Genomic DNA, 23,084 nt, shown 5'->3' on the forward strand with positions numbered 1-23,084 from the left:
TTTCGTAAGAGCTGTGGTGCGTTGGAACGGATGTGACTGGCGGCGTGAGCCGTCATGCTCCTCGACGGGAGCGGATCACCGCGAAGGCACCGATACCGATCACCAGGACGGCTCCCGCGGCTCCGAGAGCCACCCACAGGGTGGTGTTGTCGGACGATTCCGTGCTCGATCCCGCAGCCGAAGTCTGGCCGCCGGAAGCGCCCTTGGACCCTTGTGACGAGGCCGAGGCGGACGGAGCGGGCGAGTCGTCACCCGTGACGCCCGTCACGTTCTCCTTCGCGAGCGGGTCCGTGCCGGCCGCGCCGGGGTCGTAGTCGCTGTCCTCCAGCACCTTGCGGGGCCGGATCAGCCCGTACCCGAGATACGTGCTCGGGTCGTCCTTCGCCCAGTCACGTCCGGCGGTGTCGATCAGGCTGGCGAGGACCTGGTTGGCCGTCCAGTCGGGGTGGGCGGACCAGATGAGGGCGGCGGAGGCGGAGGCTATGGCGGTGGCTTGGCTGGTGCCCTGGCTCGGGCAGTACGACTGGAAGGTGTTGTCGCACCACGTGGGGACGTCCAGGCCGGGCGAGGCCAGGTCGACGTAGTTGCCGTACTCGGAGAACTTGCCGACGGTGCCGGACTCGTCCGAAGCGGCGATGCCGACTACGTAGGGGTAGGCGGCTGGGTATCCGATGAAGTTCTTTTCTTGGGCGTCATTTCCGGTGCCCGCGATCATCAACTTACCCTTGGACTGGGCATACTCGACAGCCGCGAGAACTTCCGGCCGTTGAATGTCCTCGGTGAAGGACATACTGATGATCTTGGCGTCACTGTCAGCGATTGCCTTGATCACGTCCGGCAGTGCGGGAGCTTTCTTTTTCTCGCTGTCATTCTTCAGTTGGCTCGTCGCGATCCGGTATGGAACGATCTTCGCCCCCGGCGCCAGCCCCTTCAGTCCCCCATCGGCACCGGTCCCGGCGATCAGTTCCGCCATGCTCGTCCCGTGGCCGTCGTAGTCCTCAGTCGCCTTGTAGCCGACGGCGTCGGGCACCTCGGCAGCGAGTACTTGGCCGCTCAGAGAGGCAGTGTCGGGGTTGACACCGGAATCGACAACGGCCACCTTGACGCCCTTGCCGGTGCTCACCTTCCACATCTCGTCGGCCTTCATCGCCGACAAGTACCACTGCTGGGACTGGACGTCCGTGGCCGCCGCACTCGGAGCCAGACCTGCCGACAGGACAGCCAAGGCGCCAAGCGCTGAACAGACGGCGGAAACCCGTCTCCGGCTTTTCCGTCCCGCGAAAGACGCGCTCCACATGTCGCGTCGACTGCTCCCTGCCACCATGCCTCTGTTCGTCCTCGCTCTTGTCCGGTCAGTCGGTCGACGACGGCCCGTCGCGCCGTTCATCACGGCGCGCACGTGTCTCGCCAGATCCCTTGTTGGGCACGGGGCCTCGCGTCCCGCCGGTTCCGCCAGGGGTGTGTCCGCCGTTCCTGGGCCTGGAAGCTCGCTCCTTGGGGGCGCCGACCACGCCACCAGGACTGCCGACAGGACGGCCTGGTGTCTGTCCCGAGCTTGCCGTCGAACTCGGTGCCTTGATCACCCCACGCTGGCCCGGCCTCTCGCCCGTGCCGCGCGAGGTGGGTGCGTTCTGACTTCCGATGACGGTGCCGCGCGGCACCCTGGAGCCGTTGGCGCCAGGGGTAGCTCCCTTGACGGGCTTCCCGCCGACGACGCCATCGGTGGTGCGCCCGATGCCCCCGCGGCCGGCGCCCGTACGCCCCGGGCTCGTGGCACCGTTCCCGGTGACAGGACCGCGTGGGACGCCACTGGCCTTGCCGGCCGCCGTTCCGGCAGCCCTCGGCACCCCTCCGACCACGCCTCGACCTGCGGCGCCAGGCGCACGGCCGCCTGTCTTCCCTGACGCGGCAGCACGTCCGACCGGGCCGGTGCCACCGGTTCCGGTACGTCCCGCCGACGTACCACCGGCTCGCCCCTGTGCAGAGGTGGGCGTCCTCGGCCCGGCCACTCCACCGAAGCCCGAGGTACGCCCGATCTGACCGCGCGCTGCAGGGGGTGCTGCAACTGGGGCGAAGGGAGGGGTCGTTCCCACGGGAGTGACGTTGGGAGTCGTCGACGGCGACGTGATGGGCGTCGACTTGACGCTCTCCTGCGGCGGCAACGTACCGACACTGTCGATCTCTGTGCCGACGTGCTGCACTGGAGCACTGACGGAGCCGTCCACGCTCCCTTCCGAGGAATGGGATGACGACAAGCCCTCCGCGTGGGGTCGCGCTGCTCCGGAGGCCGCGAGGTGCTGTTTCGTACTTCCCGACTCATCCACGGTCGAGAGCGAACCTTGGACCGGTGGGCCCTCGATCAGCCCATTCTCAGGCGCCGGCGCAGGCACCCCCACACTCGGCATCTTAGGAAACACCGGCTCCTCGGCCGACTGCATCGTCCCGCTCGACACCGTGTAGAACGACGCCAGGCGGTACATCTGGTTGATGGCTTCCTGCCGGTGGCTCTCCGCCTTCACCGCCGCCGCGTACTCGTCGTTGGTGTCGACCTGCTGGACCACCGGGATGTCGTCGACCTTCTTGGGGTCGGTGCGGTTGTCACGCGGGGGCATGGACTTGCGTACGGAGGCGAGGCCGGAGCTCGCGGCCATGACCTGGGTGCCGACCACGTCGGTGTAGGAGGCGAGGGAGAGAGCGGTGGTGACCAGGTCGGTACCCCAGTCGTAGAAGGCGGTGTGGGCCTCGCCCTCCCAGTCGACGTCGCCCAGGTTGCGGCTCAGCTCGTTGGCGGCGTCGTTGATGGCGTCACGGGCCGCGACCAGGGCCGTACCCGCGCTCTCCAGCAGCTCGGGGCTCGCGGACTCGACGATGTCGATCATCTGGTTGAGCTCGTGGTTCTCGAAGCTGGTCTTGCCGAAGTGGATGCCCCTGGTGGCCCCGAAGGGGCTGACGATCCGGGTCATGTCGGTGACCGCGTCGAGGGTGTCGTTCTGCCGGGCGGCCTCCTGGTGTTCCGCCTGGTAGAGGTCCGGCTGCTTCCTGTCGCCGCTCATCAGTACCCCGCGTCGGTGTGGTCGGCGTCGTTGTCGCGCTTGATCTGCTCGTGCAGCATCTCGTCACGTTCCTGGTTGACCTCGGCGCGGATCTCGTGGAAGCGGTACCGCAGGTCCTCTTCGAGGTTGTCGAAGGTGACGTCCACGCCGTGGACGGCGATGTACATCGCCTCCAGTTGCAGCCCGAGCGACTTGGACAGCGACGTGATGCGTTCGTGGACGCGCTCGTACTCCAGGTGGAGAGTCTTCGCCTCCGGGAAGTTCCCCGTGCCGAACGCACTCTGCGACAGGCTGTGCGCCGCGACCTTCGACGATCCTCCAGCCGAGTCCTCGAAGGCCTTCAGCAGGTCGTCCACCCGCTTCTTGAACTTCGAGAGCGCCATCAGCCCACGCCGTACGTCGGCGGAGCCCCCCATGTCCGCAAGCACGAAGCTTTCCCTCCCCGTTGTCCGCTGCTGTCCTGAGCAGCTCACGCTCCTCAAGTGTTCATGACTGCAACACGACCACTCTAATGACTAGGTATGACAGTCCCAACTTCCTTATGCGACAGGTGTGCTATAGCCGCTCGAAGCTTCACCGGTCCTTCACGTCCGGCGGCCTGCGGTCCGGGGCCGCGCTCGGCCCGTGGCCGCTTCTACTCCGCCCCCGCGACCCTCCGCGCCCGCCGCCGCGCGTCCCGGATCGCGACCGCCGTGCCGCCGAGTCCCGCGACGAGCACCGCCGCCGCCACGGCCACGTACGTGGCGAGGCGGGCGTTGCGTTCGTCGGCGGTCTCGCCCACCTGGAGCTTCGCGGCCGTGGGGGCCTGGGCTCGGGTGAGACCCTCCTGCGGGTCGGGGGACTCCAGGGGGTGGTCGTCCTCGGTGAGGGCGCGGACGGGGTCGACCACGCCCCAGCCGACCAGCCGGTCGTGGCCGGCGATCGTGCGCTCCGCGGTCTGTTCGATCTGGGCCACGACCTGGCGGGCGGTCCAGTCCGGGTGCTTCGCCTTGATCAGCGCCGCGACGCCCGCGACGTACGGCGCGGAGAAGCTCGTACCGTTGTCGGAGCAGTGGCCGCCCTGGGGGACCGTCGAGATCATGTCGACGCCGGGGGCCGCCACGCCGACGAAGTCGCCGGACTGGGAGAAGGAGGCGCGTTCGTTGTTGCGGTCGGAGGCGGCGACCGCCAGGACGCCCTCGTAGGAGGCGGGGTACGTCTCCTTGACGTTGCCGCCGACGCCGTCGTTGCCGGCCGACGCCACGACGACGATCTTCTGGGCGAGGGCCTCGTCGATCGCCTTCTCCAGATCGGAGGAGGGCTTCACCGCGTTCGAGGTGTCCTGGGAGATGTTGATGACCGCGGCTCTGGCCTGGATCGCGTAACGGATCGCGGTGGCCAGGGTCTCGGTGGTGCCGTGGCCCTCCGCGTCGTTCTGCTGGATGGGGATGATCGTCGCCTCGGGGGCCAGCCCCACGAAGCCGGTTCCGTCGGCGGGGCGGGCGGCGATGATGCCGGCCACCTTGGTGCCGTGGCCGACGGTGTCCGTCGTGCCGTTCTCCTTGCCGCGCTCGATCGGCTCGCCGTCCTCGTCCTTGAGGTTCTTCGGCAGGAGGTTGCGGCCGCTCGCCGCATCGACCGCATCGGTGAGCTGCGGGTTCTGCACGTCCACGCCCGTGTCGATGACGGCCACCCGCACCCCCTTGCCCCTGGACTGGCTCCACAGCTCCTCCAGGAGGACGCGCTGGAGGGACCAGGGACGGCCCGAGTACAGGCCGTTGGGGAACTGGCACTGGTCCGAGTAGGGCAACGTGTCCGCGGCGGCCGCGGGGGGTGCCAGGACCGTGGCCGTGGTCAGCAGGCTCGCGGCCGCCGCGAGCGCCGTGCGCAGCACCATCGTCGGTGTCCTCCTCACGAGCCCTGCGGCTGGCGGGCCGCGGCCGTCGACAGACGCGGGCCCGTGGGCAGGAACTCCGACCACGCGGTGGGGATCGGCGCGGCGTCCACGTCCTTGTAGCCGAGGCGCGTCTGGGCCTGCTGGGCCTCCTGCTGGAGTTGCTCGCGCTCCTTGGCCGTCGTGCCGATGCCCGCGTCGTCCGTTGCGCTGTCGGCGTTGGACTGCAGGACGTAGCGCAGGCCGGTGTCGGTGACGAGGAAGACGGGACCGTCCTTGGTCGCCTTCCCCTGGAACTGGCGGTAGAGCTGGCCGGAGCCCGGGGTGACGTAGGCGCTGGAGGAACCGGCCGGCAGTTTCTCCGGGAAGTCCGTGCCCACCCAGGTGCTCAGGGTGGTGGCGCCGGTGTCGGCGTTCACCCCGCGCAGGACGTTGCAGACCGTGCTGCGGCTGCCGGAGGCCGTCGACGCGTCGTTGACGGGCGTGGGGTCCCCGGTCGGCCAGCGGTGCTCGGTGCCGAACTCCTTGCCCGGCACGATCGCGCCGGGGCTGACCTCACGGGCCTGTCCGGCCTGGTCGAGCTCGGCGAGCTCCTCACTGAACAGCAGCAGCTGGGCGACGAAGGCGGAGACGGGCGCGACCCGGCCGGGCAGGACGACGTAGTACTGCTCCGCGTTGTTGTCGAACGCCTTGAGGACCATGCCGACCCTGTTGGCCGAGTCGTCCAGCTGGCCCGGCGCGCCGGCCGCTGCGCCCGGCTGCCCGTCGATGGCGGGGAAGGTGATGGCGTCACCCTGGTGCAGGGTCGCCAGCCACTCCGCGGACACCCGCTGCGGCTGCCGGTTGGAGCCGACCAGGGCGCGCAGCAGCAGTTCGTCGCTCGCGTCGACGGCGTACGCCCTGCCGTCCGCGTCGACGACGTAGCGCTTGCCGTCGGGGTCCGCCACGTAGAGCAGCTGGCCGCCGGTGAGGCGGCCCTTGCCGTCGGTGACCTTCATGTCGCGGGTGGAGAGCACCAGCGCGGCCTTCTGGACGGAGTCGCCGCCGCCCGCGCCCGGGCGTTCGCAGACCACCCAGCGCTTCGCGGTGCCCGCCTCGGACGCCGAGGGCAGCCGGTCGGGCGCGTACGGGATGCCGATGGTGACTCCGTGCGGGATGTCGCCGTTGTCGAGGACGGACTCGGCGACGGTGACGACGTCGCCCTCCCCGGCGTCGAGGAGCAGCTTGGCGGAGGCCATGTTGAGGACCGGGTGCAGCTGGACCTGGCCGTCGGTCTTGAGCACCACGTAGCGCGTGGTCGAGTCGCTGGCCACGATCACCTTGGCGTTGGGGGTGTCCCAGCCCGTCGGCGCGGTCGGCTTGAGCATGCCCCACGCCCCGAAGACGGCCATCACGATCACCCCCACGATGACGCTGGGCAGAACCGCGCGCAGCGGTCTCGGCGCCCCCTCCTCCGAACCGTCGGTCGACGACTGGAGGAAGGCCGCGAGTGTACGGCGCTTCGCGAAGGTGTAGGCATTGAGCTGATCGCGCCGGGATGCCATCTGTCTGTGTCTCTCCCCGTTTCCCGTCCTGGCCGCACCATCGGGGCCGGTTCCCCGCCCCCGATGTCAGAGCGGCCCCCTACTATGCCTGTTGTCCGCGGGGATTTGGGGAGCGGGTAGGGTTCCCGGGCCGTCAAGTGCCCGGTGCGGTGCGGAAACACGGACGAGTCGTGAGCGAAACGGGGGGATCGGGTGATGGCTTCGGGAACGCGTGAGCGCTCCGGCCGGTCACGGGCGCGGGGCTCTTCGGCGCCCCGGCCGCACACACCTCAGCGTGCGTCGGCGGCGGGCGTGCCCCAGCTCAGGGCGCGTTCGGGGCAGGCCGGGGCATTCCGCCTGCAACGGCTGGTCCTGTGGGAGATCGCGGTCGCCGTGCTGCTCGTCGGCTGGGCGGTCGGCCCGGTCGGTCTCGCGGTGGCGGGGGCCGTCGCCGTCGTGCTGGTGGTTCTCTCCGTCGCCCGCCGCCGCGGCCGTTCCCTGCCGGAATGGCTGGCCACGGCACGGGCGTTGAAGGCCCGGCAGCGAGTGTCCGCGGCCCTGGAGATACCGCCCGGGACCGAACCGGGCTTCGCACCGGCCCTGGAGTGCGACCCCAGCCTGCGGACGTACACCTACGGCGGCCGTGACCGGCGGCCCGTCGGGATCGTCGGGGACGGCTCGTTCGTCACCGCCGTGCTCCTGGTGGAGGCGGACGCGACCGCCCTGCGGGCCGAGCGCAACCGGCAGCCGCTGCCGCTCGCCCTGGTGCACGACGCGCTGGACGTGGACGGGATCCGCCTGGAGTCCGCCCAGATCGTGCTGCACACCCAGCCCGCGCCCGCGCTGCACCTGCCCCCGCAGTCCGTGGCCGTGGCCAACTACGCGCCCCTTCAGGAGCAGACCGGCGCTCCGGCCGTACGCATCACGTGGATCGCGTTGAAGCTGGACCCGGAGCTGTGTCCGGAGGCGGTGGCCGCGCGCGGGGGCGGTCTCGTCGGCGCCCAGAAGTGCGTGGTGCGGGCCGCCGACCACCTCGCGAGCCGGCTCACCGGGGCCGGGTTCCGCGCGTCCCTCCTCGACGAGGAGCAGCTGACGGCCGCCATCGCCACGTCGGCCTGTGCCAACCCGCTGATCACGGCGGAGGCCGGCCGGACCGGAGCGGTGGAGCGGCGGACGGAGGAATCCGGCCGGAGCTGGCGCTGCGACAACCGCCGGCACACGACCTACTGGCTACGGCGATGGCCCTCGCTGGGCGGCGGCAACGCGCCGTCCCTGCCGCAGTTCGTCGCCCTGGTCACGTCGGTTCCGGCGCTCGCCACGACGTTCAGCGTCGCCCTCGCGCGCGGTGACCGGCAGGAGGTGTCCCTGAGCGGCCACATCCGGGTGACGGGCCGCAGTGACGACGAACTCGTGGCGGCCCGGCGCGCGGTGCAGGGCGCGGCCCGGCACACCGGCGCGGGCCTCGTCCGCCTCGACCGGGAACAGGTGCCCGGGATCCTGGCCACTCTGCCCCTCGGAGGTGTTCGGTGACGGCGATGACGACCGGGGCGGCCGCCACCGCCGGCCGGCCGGAGCCCTCCGCGGGCCGGCGGGCGGTACGGGCGCTGCGCAGCGGCTTCGGCCTCATCGGCCCGCGGCACGGCCGCCACTCGTCGACCGTGGAGCAACTGGCCTCGCTCGCGCTGCCCATAGGCGACGACGGGGTCGTCATCGGTGTCGACGCCGAGGGGCGGCCCGCGGTGCTGGGGCTCAACCGGCCCACGCCGTACGACGTCGTCCTCATCGGCGGTCTGTGGACCGCGCAGGTCCTCGCGCTGAGGGCGGCGGCGACCGGGGCCCGGGTCGCGGTGGAGACGGGCCGGCCGCAGGCGTGGGCGCAGATGGTGCACGCCATGGGCGGCGGGCAGAACGGCCTCGCGGTGTACGAGGTCGGCCGGGTGCCTCCGCAGGGCGCCTCCGCGGGGACGCCCGTACTGGTGGTGCGGGACTGCGGTATGCGTCCGCCGCGCGGACGGGTGGCGTCCGGGCCCTGGCAGGCCGTGCTGACGCTGCTGCCGTACCTCAGCCCGGTGGCGCCGCGCCTCATCCGGCAGGCCCGGCTCGTCGGTGTGCAGCGGATCTCGCCGGACGAAGCCGCCGAACTGGGCCGCGCCCTGACGCTGCCCCGGGAGAACATGGAGGCGCTGCCCACCCTCGTCGACGGCTTCACGCTGTGGTGCACCGACCGCGACCGGCAGTACGTGATGACGCAGCCGACGGACGCGGAGATCGGGCTGCTGGGCAGGCCTCGGCGGATGGACTGAGGCGGACGGGGCGGCTGGGGACGGGGTGTTGGGGGCGTGGGGTGTGGGGCGGGGCACCGCGCGCCGGGTGGTGGCGGGCGGGTGAGGGGCGGCGGGCGGCGGTTCGTCGCTCGGCAAGGCGGTTCCCGCTCGGGAGGGTGGCTTCCGCTCGGCAAGGCGGCTTCCCTCGGGAGAGCGGCTTCCGCTCGGGAAGGTGGCTTCCGCTCGGGAAGGTGGCTTCCGCTCAGGAGGTGGCTTCCGCTCAGGAGGTGGCTTCCGCTCGGGGGAAGCGGTTTGCCGTTCTGCGGGCGGCGGTTCTCCGCTCGGCCCGTGGTCCGGGGCAGGTGGCTTGCATCGGGCCGTGGTGGACGTGATGGACTGGTACTGAGGGACGGGCGGGCCTGCCGAGACGGGGCACCTGATGATTAGGCTGGTGCGGGGCGCGGCACCGGAAGCCGTGGGGTGGGTGTCGGCGACCCGGGGAGGGCCTGTGCGTCGGACGACCTGCCTCGGACAACTCGGCCGGCCTCGAACCACTTCGGACGACAAGGAACTCGGTCGCCCCGGCACGGCATGAGGGTGCTCGACCACACCAGGAGGAACTGTGAGCAGCGATCGGGACGGGATGCGCGGGGGCTGGGCCACACCCGGCGATGACCAGCCCGACGCGGACTCCTCCATCGAGATGACGGGCGAGTTCACCATCGACTACGCGCCGCCGGCTTGGTACACGCAGAACGCCGGAGGGTCGGGATCGGGGTCCGACACCGGGCCGGGATCCGACACCGGTTCGGGGGACGGATCGGGAGACGCTTCGGGGGGTGGATCGGAAGCGGGTCCCGGTTGGGGTACGGCTCCTGGTACGGGGGCCGCTCCTGCGGCGGGCCCAGGTGCTCCGGGTGCTCCGGGTGCTCCGGGTGCTCCGGGTGCTCCGGGTGCTCCGGGTGCTCCGGGTGCTCCGGGTGGTGATTTCCTGGTCGGTGGTCCGGTTCCGGGGCCGGGGTCGCCTGGACAGGCGGACATGGCGCCCGGTGGGCCGTTCGCGCCGCCTCCTCCGGCGGTACCGGGGGCGCCGTTCCCGCCGCCCGCGGCTCCTGTTGCGGGGGCGCCTTTCACTCCGCCCGCGCCCCCTGCGCCTCCCGTGCACCCTGCGCCTCCCGTGCACCCCACGCCTCCCGCAGGGCACGGCGCCGTGCCGAGGCTGCCGGAGGGCAGCGGATTCGAACCGCAGCCGCAGCCGCCGGTGCAGCCGGTGCCGAGCGCGGGCTTCCCCGGCCAGGGCGACAGCACGGGTGCGTCGACCGCCGAGGAGGACGGCACCTCCACCGGGGATCTCGAGAGCGGTGCCACCATGCGCTTCTCGCCGGTCGCGCTCAGGCGTCAGATCGCGGAGCAGGCGGGGGCCCAGCCGGCGCCGGACACGGCGGACGGCGGTACCGCCTCCGAAACCGCCCCGAACTCCGAAGACGGCGCGGCCGACGACGCCTCCGCGGCTGGCGCGGAGCCCTCGGACGCGGAAGCGGAGACCTCCGTCTCCGCCGACGAGGCCGACTCGCCGAGTGAGACCTCGGTGGCCGCGGAGACCGAGAGTGAGGCCGGAGACGCCGACGGCTCGGACGCCGAGGTGTCCGCCGCAGGGCCGCAGGAGCCGCAGGAGCCCGCTGCGGCGGAGCCGGGCTCCGAGGACGTGTTGCCGTCCGAGGGGACGGAGGAAACGGAGAAAGCCGAGGCGACGGAGGAAGCGCAGCCTCAGGCCGCCGTACCGCCGGCACCGCCCGCCTGGACCGTTCCGCAGGCCCCGCGGAGCGAGGTGCCGCCGCTGCCGCCGTCGTACCAGCCGGCCGCGCCCGCCCCTGCGGCCCAGTGGCCGGCCCAGCCGGGCCCACAGGCTCAGTCCCAGCCCCAGCAGACGGACCCGTCCGCGCCTGCGGCGGCCCAGCAGCCGCCGGCGCCGCCCGCCTGGAGCCCGGCCGCGCCCGCGCCCGCCCCGCAGCCCGGGTACGGCTTCCCGCAGCCCCCGGCACCCACCGCTCAGCAGCAGCCGCAGGTCCCGAACCCGGCACCCGCCCCCGACGCCCAGCCCGGGTACGGCTTCCCACAGCCCCCCGCCCCCAACCCTCAGCCCGGCTACGGCTTCCCCCAGCCCCCCGCCGGTCCCGTGCCCGCGCCCCCGGCCGCGCCCGGTGGTTACGGCTTCCCTCAGCCCCCGGCCGTCCAGGTGCCCCCGGCCGCCCAGGTGCCCCCGGCACCCCAGCCGCACGCCGGGATCCCGCAGCAGGCCGACGGGCAGACCACCCCCATTGGCGCTCCCCACGGAACGCCTCCGGGTGCACCGCAGGGCTTCGCCGGTCAGCCCCAGCAGGCACCCGGGGCACCTCATGTCCCCCAGCCACCGCAGGCCTCCCCGCAGCCGCACGCACAGCCGCACCAGCAGCCGCACGCACAGGCACAGGCGCCCCAGGACCCCCACGTTCCGCAGCCCCCGATGGACCCCCGTACCGGAGCCGCCTGGCCGCAGCCGATCCAGCACGACCAGCGGCAGCCGGTCAACCCGGGTGCCGCCCCGCTGGGTTACACGGCGGCCGTGGAGCTGTCCTCCGACCGGCTGCTCAACAACAAGAAGCAGAAGGCGAAGAGCAGCCGCCCGGCGGCCGGCGGCGGCCGGTTCAAGCTCGGTGGCAAGAAGGAGGAGGCCGAGCGGCAGCGGAAGCTGGAGCTCATCCGCACGCCCGTGCTGTCGTGCTACCGCATCGCCGTCATCAGCCTCAAGGGCGGCGTCGGCAAGACGACCACGACCACCGCGCTCGGCTCCACGCTGGCCACCGAGCGGCAGGACAAGATCCTCGCGATCGACGCCAACCCGGACGCGGGCACCCTCGGCCGCCGTGTGCGGCGGGAGACCGGGGCCACCATCCGTGACCTGGTCCAGGCGATCCCTTACCTCAACTCGTACATGGACATCCGGCGGTTCACCTCCCAGGCCCCCTCCGGGCTGGAGATCATCGCCAACGACGTGGACCCGGCCGTCTCGACGACGTTCAACGACGAGGACTACCGGCGCGCGATCGACGTGCTCGGCAAGCAGTACCCGGTCATCCTGACCGACTCGGGCACGGGTCTGCTCTACAGCGCGATGCGCGGGGTGCTCGACCTCGCCGACCAGCTCATCATCATCTCGACCCCGTCGGTCGACGGCGCGAGCAGCGCCAGCACCACGCTGGACTGGCTGTCCGCGCACGGGTACGCCGAGCTCGTCTCGCGGTCCATCACGGTCATCTCGGGTGTCCGCGAGACCGGCAAGATGATCAAGGTGGAGGACATCGTCAGCCACTTCGAGACGCGGTGCCGGGGCGTCGTCGTCGTGCCGTTCGACGAGCATCTCGCGGCCGGTGCCGAGGTCGACCTCGACATGATGCGGCCGAAGGTGCGGGAGGCGTACTTCAACCTCGCGGCGATGGTGGCCGAGGACTTCGTCCGGCACCAGCAGATGCACGGTCTGTGGACCAGCGACGGCAACCCGCCGCCGGTCGCCGCCCCGCCGATGCCCGGCCAGCCCATGCCGGGCCAGCCCTACCCGCCCCAGGCGGAACAGCCCTACCCGCAGCAGCCCGGCCAGCCGTACCCGCCGCAGCCGTACCCGCAGGGCCAGCCCTATCCGCAGGGCCGGCAGTACCCGCAGGGTCAGCCGTACGCTCAAGGCCAGCCGTACGCGCAGGTGCCGCAGCAGGGCGGGCCCTACCCGCCGCAGCCCGGCCAGCCGTACCCGCAGCACGGTCAGCCGCCCGCCGGGTACCCGCAGCAGCCACCGCAGCCACAGCACCCGCAGCACCCGCAGGGCGCCGAGGGACAGGTCCCTCCCCCGCCCCCGCAGCAGTAGCAGTAGCAGTAGCAGTAGCCACGAGCGAAGGGCGGCCGGTGTCCTGGGACACCGGCCGCCCTTTCGTGGTGGTGGGCCGCGGGGTTACTCCGCCGCCGCGATCAGCTCCCGGCAGCGTTTGACGTCCTGCGCCATCTGCTCCAGCAGCGCCTCGAGCGTGTCGAACCTGGCCTGGCCGCGGACGAAGGCGAGGAAGTCGACGGCGACATGGAGGCCGTAGAGGTCGAGGCCGACGCGGTCGATGGCGTACGCCTCCACCGTGCGCTCGGTGCCGTCGAACTGCGGGTTGGTGCCGACGGAGATGGCGGCCGGCATCGCCTCGCCGTCCGCGTGCAGCCAGCCGGCGTAGACGCCGTCGGCGGGGATCGCGGTGTGCGGGAGCGTCTCCACGTTGGCGGTGGGGAAGCCGAGTTCCCGGCCGCGCTGGGCACCGCGCACGACCACGCCCTCGACGCGGTGCGGGCGGCCCAGGATCTCGGTGGCGCCCTCGACGTCGCCCTCGGCGACCAGGCGCCGGGTCAGGGTGGAGGAGAACGGCTCGCCGCCACCCGCCTCGCCGGTGAGGCGCAGCTCGACGACCTCGATCTCGAAGTCGTAGATCTCGCCCTGCTCGGCCAGGAAGTCCACGTTGCCGGCGGCCTTGTGGCCGAAGCGGAAGTTGGGGCCTTCGACGACCGTCCTGGCGTGCAGCTTGTCGACCAGGACCTTGACGACGAACTCGGCCGGGGACAGCTTCGAGAACTCGGTCGTGAAGGGCAGGATCAGGACCGCGTCCACGCCCAGCTCGGCCATCAGCTCGGCGCGGCGGTGGTGCGGGGCGAGCAGCGGCGGGTGGCTGCCGGGGCGGACCACCTCGCTGGGGTGCGGGTCGAAGGTGACGACGACGGTGGGCACGCCCAGTTCACGGGCGCGGTCCACGGCGTGCTGGATGATCAGCTGGTGGCCGCGGTGCACCCCGTCGTAGGAACCGATGGTGACGACGCTGCGCCCCCAGTCCTGGGGGATGTCCTCCAAGCCACGCCAGCGCTGCACTGTGACCGCTCCTCGAACCCGTGTCCGTGTTTACCGTTGACCGCGTTTTCCGTTGACCGCTTACGCAGCTCTAAGGGTGCCATGCCGGGTCTTGTCGGCCCGCATCGGCATGGGGCCTGTGATCCTGCCCACGTCCCCGCCCCGGCGTCCGCTCCGCCTGTGGCCGCCTCCGGCCGTGCCGCCGGGGGCGGTCCCGCCGGGGCGGTCATGCCGGGGCGGTCATGCCGGGGCGGTCATGCCGGCGGGCTGGGGGGCTCAGGCCAGGACCCCGGCGGCACCCGCCAGGTTCTCGATCGTGCGGCGGGCGCCCGGGCCGATCAGCGGCGCCCACTCCGCGGGGGCCTCGGCGAGCCAGCCCGCCACCTGCGCGGCGAAGCCGGGGACATGGCGGCCCAGCTCGACCAGGCCGCGGTCGAAGCGGGCCGCGCCGTCCGGGGTGCGGACGAGGAGGAGGCCGGTGCGGTGGACGAGGGCGCGCAGGGCGTCGCCGCGCCGGGCGGCGGCCGCGTGCAGGACGGCGTCCAGGACGGCGGGGTCGTGCTCGTGCGCGAGGAGGTGCTCCAGCAGCTCACGGCGGAGTGAGCCGGACTCCGGGGCCCCGCCGGGGGCGGCCAGGACGGTGGCCAGGGCGGCCCGCATCGGTGCGGGGCCGCTCTCCAGCAGTCCCGTGGCCAGGGGGAGCAGGACGGGGCGGGCGGCCGGCCCCTGGTCGAGGCGCCGGTCGACGGACACGGCCACCTCGCCCGCGGTCTCCGGCCGGTGTTCCACGCCCTCCAGGACGAGGGCGGCGATCCGGCCGGCCAGGTCGGGCGTGGCCGTGCCGACGAGCGCGCCCAGCAGGCGGCCCGGTTCCGGGTGCGGGCCGCGCAGACGGGCGCGGACGGCGTCCAGGACCGGCTCGGGATGGGTGGTCAGGGCGGTGAGCAGGGCGCTCGGCGGCAGCCACGGGTCGCCCGACGCGAACCGTTCCAGCGCCGACGGCAGGTGGCGGGCGCGGGTCTGCGGGTCCCGTACGAGGAGGGCGACCGCGCCGCCGTGCAGGGTGCGGTCGGCGGGGCGGGCCAGCAGGGCGAGGGCCGCGTACCGCAGCAGCGTCCGGTCGGCCGCGGTGCGGACGTGGGGCGCGGCGCGCAGGGCGCAGGCCACCGCCGCGGCCCGCCGGGCCGGTCGCTCGTCGTGGGCCCAGCGGTCCACGGCCCGGCACAGCGCGGACGGTTCCTCCTCCGCGAGCACCGCGAGCAGTTCGTCGGCACGCGGGTGCGCACAGTCCACCAGGGCCTCCGTGAGGTCGTCCGGGGCCCGGTGCCGGTGCGTGTGCAGCAGTGCCTGCGCGGCGGTCGCGACGGTGGCGTGCGGTGTCGCGGGCAGCGGCCGCTCGTCGTCGAACCAGTGGGTGAGCAGCGGCTGTACGGCGGCGGGGTCGGCGGTGAGCAGGCCGGCGACGGCGTCGAGGTAACGGGGCCGGTCCGCGGCGTGCGGGGCGGCGTCGGCGAGGACCAGGCGGCGCAGCAGGTCCAGCCGGGTCCGGTCCGGCAGGGGCAGGGCGGTCCAGAAGTCGGGGCCGAACCCTGCGGGGCCGCCGGGCCGGCCGCGCCGGGCCGCGAGCCGGTCGGCCAGCAGCCGCAGGACGTCGGCGTACGGTGTGGCGTCCGGGACGCGCAGCAGGGTCTCGCTGAGCAGTCGGGCGGCCCACCACTCGTCCGGGTCGGTTTCCAGGGCGTCCGTCACCTCGCGGAGGTGGCGGGAGAGCCGCGGTGTGCCGTGCTGACGGGCGACGAGCAGCAGTGCCTGGACGACGGGGCCGATGCGGTGGTGCGGGACGGGCGACACGGGGACGCCGTCCGGATCGCTGTGGTGCGGGACGGGCGACACACGGACGCCGTCCGAAGGACGATGGTGCGGGACGGGCAAGGCGCGGGTGCCGCCCGGATGGCCGTGGTGCGGGACGGGCGACACGGGGACGCCGTCCGGATCGCTGTGCTGCGGGACAGGGACGCCGTCCGGGGCGCGGTGGCGGTGGACCAGGGCGCGCAGGGCCCCGTCGAGGTCCAGGTGGACGCCCTGGATCCAGTCGGCGAGTTCCTCGTGGGCGAAGCGGTAGCCGCTGCCCGCCGGTACCAGGAGGCCCTCGGCGAGGACCGCCGACGCCCAGCCGGTGCCGCCGCCGAGCCGGGCCGGGGCGGGCCCCCACGGGAACACCGCCTCGAAGGCGGCCCGGTCCAGTTGTCCCTGTCCCGGGCCGAGACATCGCCGGGCGGCCTCGTGGACCTGGCCGGACACCTTCGCCGCGAGCCGGCGCACGGCGGTGCCGCGCAGGCCGTTCTCCGCGGCCAGCCGGACCGCCACGCGCAGGCACATCAGGTCGAGGTGGGCGGCGAGGACATCGTCGCGGCCGAGGGGGGTGCCGGGGGCGTCGGCGTCGGGCAGGGCTGCGCGGAGTTCCGCGCAGAGGCGGAGGGTGAGGGCGTGCCGGGCGTCCGCGGGGTGGAGCGCGGTGTCGGGGACGCCGTATCGGGCGCGGGCCTCGCGGGCCTCCTCCGGGGTGAGATCACCGAGCGGGACGCGGGGCGGGAACGCCCGGGTCGTACGGCCGTACAGCGTCTCGGGCGGGAAGTGCGCGCCGGCCTGCTCCCAGTACTCGGCTCGGCAGGCCACCACGAGCCGTGCCCCCGTCTCCCGCAGCCACGCCACCGTCCCGGCGGTCCACTCGCGCAGCCGGTGGGCCAGGGGCGAAGGCATCTCCTCGGGGCCGTCGAGCAGGAGCAGCAGGGGGCGTCCGGCCGCGTCGGCGAGGTGGGCGACCCGCTCCGGCGTGAGGTCGCCGGGGGTCAGGCCGGGGCGGGACGCGGCCACGATCCGGGCCGCGCGGTGCAGTGCCCGGCGGGCCGCGTCGGCGACCGAGCCGTCGTCGTCCCGGAGGTCCGCGCCGCGCAGCCACAGGGTGGGCGCCGGTTCCGTGCCCCGGCCGCGGCGTGCGGCGAGCGCGGCGAGTTCGGTCGTACGGCCGCTGCCCGGGGCGCCGACGAGGCCGAGGACGGCCGCCGGGCTCGTGGTGAACGCGGCGAACTCCCGGGCCGGCAGCGCGCGTTCGACCGGCGGTCCGGCATGGTCGGCGGGCGGGCCGTCCGAGCCCACCGAGGTGGCGGTGAGTTCCAGGACGCCGGCCAGGTTGAGGTCGGCGCCGTAGGCGGGGACCGTCGCCGCGTTGCGGGCGAGGAGCGCGGTGAGCGGGCCGTCGGGCGGGGCCGGGCGCAGCGGCACGGCGAAGGCCGCGTCGTGCCCGTCGGAGCGCACGGCGGTGCCCAGGACGGCGACGACGGCCCCGGTCGCGGCGTCGAGCACCGGTCCGCCGGTGGCGCCCCCGCCGGGCCGCAGCGCGTCCCGGCCCGCCGTGCCGATCGCGAGGTCCAGGGCGGTGTCGAGGGAGTGGCACCGGTCCGTGGCCGTGTACGTCACGGACGTCGCGCCGAGCACCCGCGCCTCGCGCCAGCAGCCGGCGGCCAGCAGGACGTGGGTGCCCGTCGCGACGCCGTCCCGGACGGTGACCGGCAGGGGGTCGGCCACGAGGCCCTCGGTGCGGACGAGGGCCAGACCGAGCTCCGGCAGCGGGGTGACGGCGTCGGCCGTGACCACACGACCACGGCACCAACCACCGCCATGACCACGGCCACAACCACCGCCACCGCCATCACCACGGCCACAACCACCGCCACCGCCATCACCACGGCCACAACCACCGCCACCGCCATGGCCATCGCCGCCGCCACCGCCGATCAAGTCACCGCGGTCGTTCATGTCCCCTTGCACGTCGCCTTGCAGGTCCCCACGGACCCCGCGAACCCCCGGGCCCCCCGGGTCCCCCAGGCCCTCTCGGTCACCGACGACGTGCAGGACGAGACGGTGGAGACCGTCGACGGCCTCATGGCTGGTGACGACCGTGCCGTGGTGGTCGGCGACGAAGCCGGAACCGCGCGGCCGGCCGTCCGGGTCGTGGAGGGTGACGAGGGAGTCGTCGAAGACCTGCGCGGCAGGGTGCACAGGACCGGCCGGATGCACCGGATGCGGGGCGAGTCCCGGGGAACCGGACGAACCGGTGGAATCAGGAGAACCGACAGAACCGGCGGCACCGGCGGCACCGGCGGCACCAGGGGAAAAGTGACGGCCGTCGCCGGTTCGCGGGTCCCTTTCCGCCATCGTCGTACCTCCCACCGCACGTGCCTGTCCGTTCGACGGTAGGCACGGGGTGATCGCCCGGGCGGACGGCGGAACGAACGCGCCCCCTGACACCCCCCGGGTTCACTCCGAGCGCCTGCCCGGACGGGTGAATGAACGAGGGCCGTCGGACACACCCTAGGGGTGGGGGGAACCGAGGGGGACCGTGGAGCGGCGGCGGAGGCAGGACCCCGTGCCCGCCGCTCCACGGGCGGAACCGGCGGTGGCTCAGGCGGTGGCTCAGCCGAGGACGGCGAGGCTCTTCGCCTTGCCCTTCTGCTCCTCGACCAGCGCCAGGAACCGTCCCTCGGGGTCGAAGACGGCCACCGGGCCGGAGCCGGCGTACTCGTCGGGCATCTCCAGCCGCACGCCGTTGGTGAGCAGCCGGGCCCGCCGCGCGTCCACGTCCCAGCGGGGGAACGCAGCCGCGGCGGCCTCCGCGATCGGCATCACCGTCAGCTCCTCCTGGAGCTGGTCCAGGGTGCGGGCCGCGTCCAGCTTGTACGGGCCGACGCGGGTGCGGCGCAGGGCGGTGAGGTGGCCGCCGACGCCGAGGTCGGCGCCCAGGTCGCGGGCGAGGGCGCGGATGTAGGTGCCGGACGAGCAGACCACCGAGACGATCAGGTCCAGCACCGGGGTGCCGTTCTCGGCGACGGCGTCGCGGACGTCGTACACCGTGAAGGAGGAGATGGTGACGGGCCGGGCGGGGATCTCGAACTCCTCGCCCTCGCGGGCCCGCTTGTAGGAGCGCACCCCGTCGATCTTGATGGCGCTGACCTTGGACGGGACCTGCATGATGTCGCCGGTCAGCTTGGCGATGCCGGCGTCGACGGCGTCCCGGGTGACCGCGGAGGCGTCGGTGGAGGAGGTGATCTCCCCCTCGGCGTCGTCCGTCACGGTGTTCTGGCCGAGCCGGACGGTCCCCAGGTACTCCTTCTCGGTGAGGGCGAGGTGCCCGAGGAGCTTGGTCGCCTTCTCCATGCCGAGGACGAGGACGCCCGTCGCCATCGGGTCGAGGGTGCCGGCGTGCCCGACGCGGCGCGTCCTGGCGATGCCCCGCATCTTGGCGACGACGTCGTGCGAGGTGAAGCCCGACGGCTTGTCGACGATGACGAGGCCGTCGGGCGCGGTGTGCTTCCGGTTCATTCGGCGGTGTCGTCCGTCTCGTCGTCACCGGGCTTGCGGTACGGGTCGGCGCCGGCGGCGTACGCGGCGCCCGCGGACGCCTCGCGCACCTTCTCGTCGGCGGCGCGCGCCTTGTCGAGGAGGTCGTCGATGGTGCGGGCGTTGTCCGGCAGGGCGTCGGCGACGAAGGCCAGCGTCGGCGTGAACTTCACACCGGCCGCGCGGCCGACCTCCGAGCGCAGGATGCCCTTGGCGCTCTCCAGGCCGGCGGCGGCGGCCTTCCGGTCCTCGTCGTCCCCGTACACGGTGTAGAAGACGGTCGCCTCCCTGAGGTCACCCGTGACCCGGGTGTCCGTGATGGTGACGTGGGAACCGAGCCGCGGGTCCTTGATCCCTCGCTGCAGCTTCTGGGCCACCACCTCTCGGATGAGGTCCGCCAGCCTCTTGGCGCGCGCGTTGTCGGCCACTGGTCCGTCTCCCGTTCTTTCTTCTGCTTGCGTTCTCTGGTCTGGTCGGTCAGTCGTCTTCGCCGTGGAAGCGGCGCCTGACCGACAGCAGCTCCACTTCGGGGCGGCCGGCGACCAGCCGTTCGCACCGGTCCAGTACGTCGGTCAGGTGCTCCGCGTCGCCGGACACCATGGCCAGGCCGATGACCGCCCGGCGGTGCAGGTCCTGGTGGTCCACCTCGGCCGCGCTCACCGCGTACTTGCGCTGGAGCTCGGCGACGATGGGGCGGACGACGGAGCGCTTCTCCTTCAGCGACCGGACGTCGCCGAGGAGCAGGTCGAAGGACAGAGTCCCCACGTACATGTGTGTAGCCGGTTCACCCGCCGGTACGGGATCGATGGCCCCGTCGGCCGTGTGGGACAGGGCATCACGAACGGTACAACGATACCCGCGGAGGCTCGACGGGGTTTCCGGGTGCCCCCGGGAACGGCGGCGCGCCGGCCGGCAGGGACGGACCCTGCCGGCCGGCGCGCACCTCGGGTGGTCACACCCGCGGCTTCTCCCGCATCTCGTACGTCGCGATGACGTCGTCGATCTTGATGTCGTTGAAGTTGCCGAGGTTGATACCGCCCTCGAACCCTTCGCGGATCTCGGTGACGTCGTCCTTGAAGCGACGCAGGCCCTCGATGTTGAGGTTCTCCGCGATGACCTTGCCGTCGCGGATGAGGCGCGCCTTGGTGTTGCGCTTGACCTCGCCCGAGCGGATGAGGACACCGGCGATGTTGCCCAGCTTGGACGACTTGAAGATCTCGCGGATCTCCGCCGTGCCGAGCTCGACCTCCTCGTACTCCGGCTTCAGCATGCCCTTCAGGGCCGCCTCGATCTCCTCGATCGCCTGGTAGATGACCGAGTAGTAGCGGACGTCCACGCCCTCGCGCTCGGCCATCTGCTGCGCACGGCCGGCCGCGCGCACGTTGAAGCCGATCACGATGGCGTCCGAGCCCATCGCCAGGTCGATGTCGGACTCCGTGACCGCACCGACGCCGCGGTGCAGGACGCGGATGTCGACCTCTTCGCCGACGTCCAGCTGGAGCAGCGAGGACTCGAGCGCCTCGACCGAACCGGAAGCGTCACCCTTGATGATCAGGTTCAGCTGCTGGACCTCGCCGGCCTTCAGAGCCGCGTCCAGGTTCTCCAGGGAGAACCTGCGCGTGCGCTTGGCGAAGGCCGCGTTGCGCTCGCGGGCCGCACGCTTCTCGGCGATCTGGCGGGCGGTGCGGTCCTCGTCGACGACGAGGAAGTTGTCGCCCGCGCCCGGGACGTTGGTCAGGCCCAGGACCTGGACCGGCGTCGACGGGCCGGCCTCGGCCACGTTGTTGCCGTTGTCGTCGAGCATGGCGCGCACACGACCGTAGGCGTCGCCCACGACCATCGTGTCGCCGACCCGCAGCGTGCCTCGCTGGACGAGGACCGTCGCCACGGCACCGCGGCCGCGGTCGAGACGGGACTCGATCGAGATGCCCTGCGCGTCCTGGTTCGGGTTGGCCCGCAGGTCGAGCGAGGCGTCGGCCGTGAGGATCACGGCCTCCAGCAGCGAGTCGATGTGCAGACCCTGCTTGGCGGAGATGTCGACGAACATGGTGTCGCCGCCGTACTCCTCGGCCACCAGGCCGTACTCGGTCAGCTGACCGCGCACCTTGGTCGGGTCGGCGCCCTCGACGTCGATCTTGTTGACCGCGACGACGATCGGGACGTCGGCCGCCTTGGCGTGGTTGAGCGCCTCGACCGTCTGCGGCATGACGCCGTCGTTGGCCGCGACGACCAGGATCGCGATGTCGGTCGACTTCGCACCACGGGCACGCATGGCGGTGAACGCCTCGTGACCCGGGGTGTCGATGAAGGTGATCTTGCGCTCTTCGTCGTTGACCTCGGTCGCGACCTGGTAGGCACCGATGTGCTGGGTGATGCCACCGGCCTCGCCCGCGATGACGTTCGTCTTGCGGATGGCGTCGAGCAGGCGGGTCTTACCGTGGTCGACGTGACCCATGACGGTGACGACCGGCGGGCGGACCACCAGGTCCTCCTCGTCGCCCTCGTCCTCGCCGAACTCGATGTCGAAGGACTCGAGCAGCTCGCGGTCCTCCTCCTCCGGGCTGACGATCTGAACCGTGTAGTTCATCTCGCCGGCGAGGAGTTCCAGGGTCTCGTCGGAGACGGACTGGGTCGCGGTGACCATCTCGCCGAGGTTCATCATGACCGCGACGAGCGACGCCGGGTTGGCGTTGATCTTCTCCGCGAAGTCGGTGAGCGACGCACCGCGCGACAGGCGAATGGTCTCGCCGTTGCCGCGAGGCAGCATCACGCCGCCGACCGACGGGGCCTGCATGGCCTCGTACTCCTGGCGCCTCTGCCGCTTCGACTTGCGGCCACGGCGCGCGGGACCACCCGGACGGCCGAAGGCACCCTGCGTGCCGCCGCGGCCACCGGGACCGCCGGGACGACCGCCGAAGCCGGGACGGCCACCGCCGCCACCGCCCGGACCACCGGGACGGCCGGCGAAACCGCCGCCACCACCGGCACCCGGACCACCGGGACGGCCGGCGAAACCGCCGCCACCGCCACCGGGACGGCCGGCGAAGCCGCCGCCGCCCGGACGACCGCCGCCGCCACCGGGGCGACCGCCGCCGCCGGGACCGCGACCGCCGGGGCCGCCGCCGGGGCGGGGGCCGGCAGCCGGACGCTGCGGCATCATGCCGGGGTTCGGACGCGGGCCGCCGGGACGCGGACCGCCGGGACCGCCCTGCGGGCGGGGCATGCCGGCCGGCGACGGGCGCGGACCGCCCGGAGCCTGCGGACGCGGACCGCCGCCCTGGCCGCCGGGGGCCTGGGGACGGGGACCGGCGCCCGGAGCGCCGCCGGGACGCGGACCGCCGGGGCCGCCCTGCGGACGGGGGGCCTGCGGACGGGCCATACCGGCGTTGCCGCCGGAGGTGAAGGGGTTGTTGCCCGGACGGGGACCGGCCGGACGGGCGCCCGGACGCGGGGCGCCGGCGCCACCGGGGCGCGGACCCTGCGCGGCGGCCGGACGGGGGGCCTGACCGCCCTGCTGACCCTGGCCGGGGCCGGGACGGCCACCGGGCCTGGGGGCGCCGGGGCGCGGACCCTGTCCGGCGGGCTTCGGCGCGGCCGGGGCCGACGGCGGAGCGGTGAACTCCGGGGCGGCGGGGGCCGGACGCGGCGCGGGCCGGGGACCCGGGCGCGGGCCGGGGGCCGACGGCGCGGGGGCCGACGGAGCCGACGATGCGGCCGGCGCGGCGGGGGCCGCGGGCTGCGGGGCCGCCGGAGGCTTGGGGGCGGCCGGCCGCGGCGCGGCCGGACCCGGACGAGCCGCCTGCGCCGGGGACGGCGCGGCGGGCTTGGGGGCTGCCTTGCGCGGGGCGCCGGGCTTGGCGGACCTGCCGCCACCGCCACCCTGGAAGGCGTCAGTCAGTTTGCGTACGACAGGCGCTTCGATCGTCGAAGACGCCGAACGGACGAATTCACCGAGTTCCTGGAGCTTGGCCATGACGACCTTGCTCTCCACACCGAACTCCTTGGCGAGTTCGTATACCCGGACCTTAGCCACTTCGCTCCTTTGAGGTCCGGGTTGCGTCCGGACCG

Annotated in this window: 15 protein-coding genes; 4 read left to right on the top strand and 11 right to left on the bottom strand. The window is 73.3% G+C overall.

The features are described from left to right. Nucleotides 1-52: 52 nt before the first annotated feature. From ACZ3KJ_RS34865 to eccB, 5 genes are all read right to left on the bottom strand, one after another. A complete protein-coding gene (locus ACZ3KJ_RS34865) occupies nucleotides 53-1,147 on the bottom strand; it encodes a S8 family serine peptidase (RefSeq protein ID WP_467532916.1) in 1,095 nt (364 codons plus the stop codon). A gap of 205 nt (nucleotides 1,148-1,352) precedes the next feature. Further along, on the bottom strand, nucleotides 1,353-2,963 hold the full coding sequence (locus ACZ3KJ_RS34870; RefSeq protein ID WP_467532918.1) for a WXG100 family type VII secretion target: 1,611 nt from the start codon (nucleotides 2,961-2,963) through the stop codon (nucleotides 1,353-1,355). An 89-nt stretch (nucleotides 2,964-3,052) separates the two neighbouring features. Next, nucleotides 3,053-3,481, bottom strand: a complete 429-nt coding sequence (locus ACZ3KJ_RS34875; protein WP_467532920.1) for a hypothetical protein — start codon at nucleotides 3,479-3,481, stop codon at nucleotides 3,053-3,055. Between the two features lie 206 nt (nucleotides 3,482-3,687). Continuing rightward, a complete protein-coding gene (mycP, locus tag ACZ3KJ_RS34880) occupies nucleotides 3,688-4,929 on the bottom strand; it encodes a type VII secretion-associated serine protease mycosin (protein ID WP_467532921.1) in 1,242 nt (413 codons plus the stop codon). Nucleotides 4,930-4,943: 14 nt separating this feature from the next. After that, nucleotides 4,944-6,470, bottom strand: coding sequence for a type VII secretion protein EccB (eccB, locus tag ACZ3KJ_RS34885; protein ID WP_467532923.1), 1,527 nt, complete (start codon nucleotides 6,468-6,470; stop codon nucleotides 4,944-4,946). Between the two features lie 195 nt (nucleotides 6,471-6,665). Here eccB and eccE point away from each other — a divergent pair, with 195 nt between their 5' ends. The 3 genes from eccE (at nucleotide 6,666) to ACZ3KJ_RS34900 (ending at nucleotide 12,608) form a co-directional block, all read left to right on the top strand. Then, entirely contained in the window at nucleotides 6,666-7,979 is a 1,314-nt protein-coding gene (gene eccE, locus ACZ3KJ_RS34890; RefSeq protein WP_467532924.1) for a type VII secretion protein EccE, read from the top strand. A 5-nt stretch (nucleotides 7,980-7,984) separates the two neighbouring features. After that, nucleotides 7,985-8,752, top strand: a complete 768-nt coding sequence (locus ACZ3KJ_RS34895) for a hypothetical protein (RefSeq protein WP_467532926.1) — start codon at nucleotides 7,985-7,987, stop codon at nucleotides 8,750-8,752. Nucleotides 8,753-9,335: 583 nt separating this feature from the next. Next, nucleotides 9,336-12,608 carry an SCO5717 family growth-regulating ATPase gene (locus ACZ3KJ_RS34900; protein WP_467532927.1) on the top strand — a complete coding sequence of 1,091 codons (3,273 nt, stop codon included), beginning with the start codon at nucleotides 9,336-9,338 and terminating at the stop codon, nucleotides 12,606-12,608. 84 nt (nucleotides 12,609-12,692) lie between these two features. On the opposite strand, the gene ACZ3KJ_RS34905 is transcribed toward ACZ3KJ_RS34900, so the two are convergent. Further along, a complete protein-coding gene (locus ACZ3KJ_RS34905; protein ID WP_467532929.1) occupies nucleotides 12,693-13,640 on the bottom strand; it encodes a bifunctional riboflavin kinase/FAD synthetase in 948 nt (315 codons plus the stop codon). A 255-nt stretch (nucleotides 13,641-13,895) separates the two neighbouring features. Then, nucleotides 13,896-17,273, bottom strand: a complete 3,378-nt coding sequence (locus ACZ3KJ_RS34910; RefSeq protein ID WP_467532946.1) for a serine protease — start codon at nucleotides 17,271-17,273, stop codon at nucleotides 13,896-13,898. Between the two features lie 24 nt (nucleotides 17,274-17,297). Between ACZ3KJ_RS34910 and ACZ3KJ_RS34915 the strand changes: the two genes are divergently transcribed. Further along, nucleotides 17,298-17,876 (top strand): hypothetical protein, encoded by a 579-nt coding sequence (locus ACZ3KJ_RS34915; RefSeq protein WP_467532948.1) that lies wholly within the window; start codon nucleotides 17,298-17,300, stop codon nucleotides 17,874-17,876. A gap of 216 nt (nucleotides 17,877-18,092) precedes the next feature. On the opposite strand, the gene truB is transcribed toward ACZ3KJ_RS34915, so the two are convergent. The 4 genes from truB to infB all read right to left on the bottom strand — a co-directional run bounded on the left by truB (nucleotide 18,093) and on the right by infB (nucleotide 23,049). Beyond that, nucleotides 18,093-18,998 carry a tRNA pseudouridine(55) synthase TruB gene (gene truB, locus ACZ3KJ_RS34920; protein ID WP_467532930.1) on the bottom strand — a complete coding sequence of 302 codons (906 nt, stop codon included), beginning with the start codon at nucleotides 18,996-18,998 and terminating at the stop codon, nucleotides 18,093-18,095. Continuing rightward, nucleotides 18,995-19,444, bottom strand: coding sequence for a 30S ribosome-binding factor RbfA (gene rbfA / locus ACZ3KJ_RS34925; protein WP_467532932.1), 450 nt, complete (start codon nucleotides 19,442-19,444; stop codon nucleotides 18,995-18,997). Before rbfA ends, truB begins: the two co-directional genes overlap by 4 nt. A 49-nt stretch (nucleotides 19,445-19,493) precedes the next feature. Further along, a complete protein-coding gene (locus ACZ3KJ_RS34930; RefSeq protein WP_385075136.1) occupies nucleotides 19,494-19,787 on the bottom strand; it encodes a DUF503 domain-containing protein in 294 nt (97 codons plus the stop codon). A gap of 181 nt (nucleotides 19,788-19,968) precedes the next feature. Next, nucleotides 19,969-23,049 carry a translation initiation factor IF-2 gene (infB, locus tag ACZ3KJ_RS34935; protein WP_467532934.1) on the bottom strand — a complete coding sequence of 1,027 codons (3,081 nt, stop codon included), beginning with the start codon at nucleotides 23,047-23,049 and terminating at the stop codon, nucleotides 19,969-19,971. Nucleotides 23,050-23,084 lie beyond the last annotated feature (35 nt).

The organism is Streptomyces sp. NPDC003248, assembly GCF_055563235.1.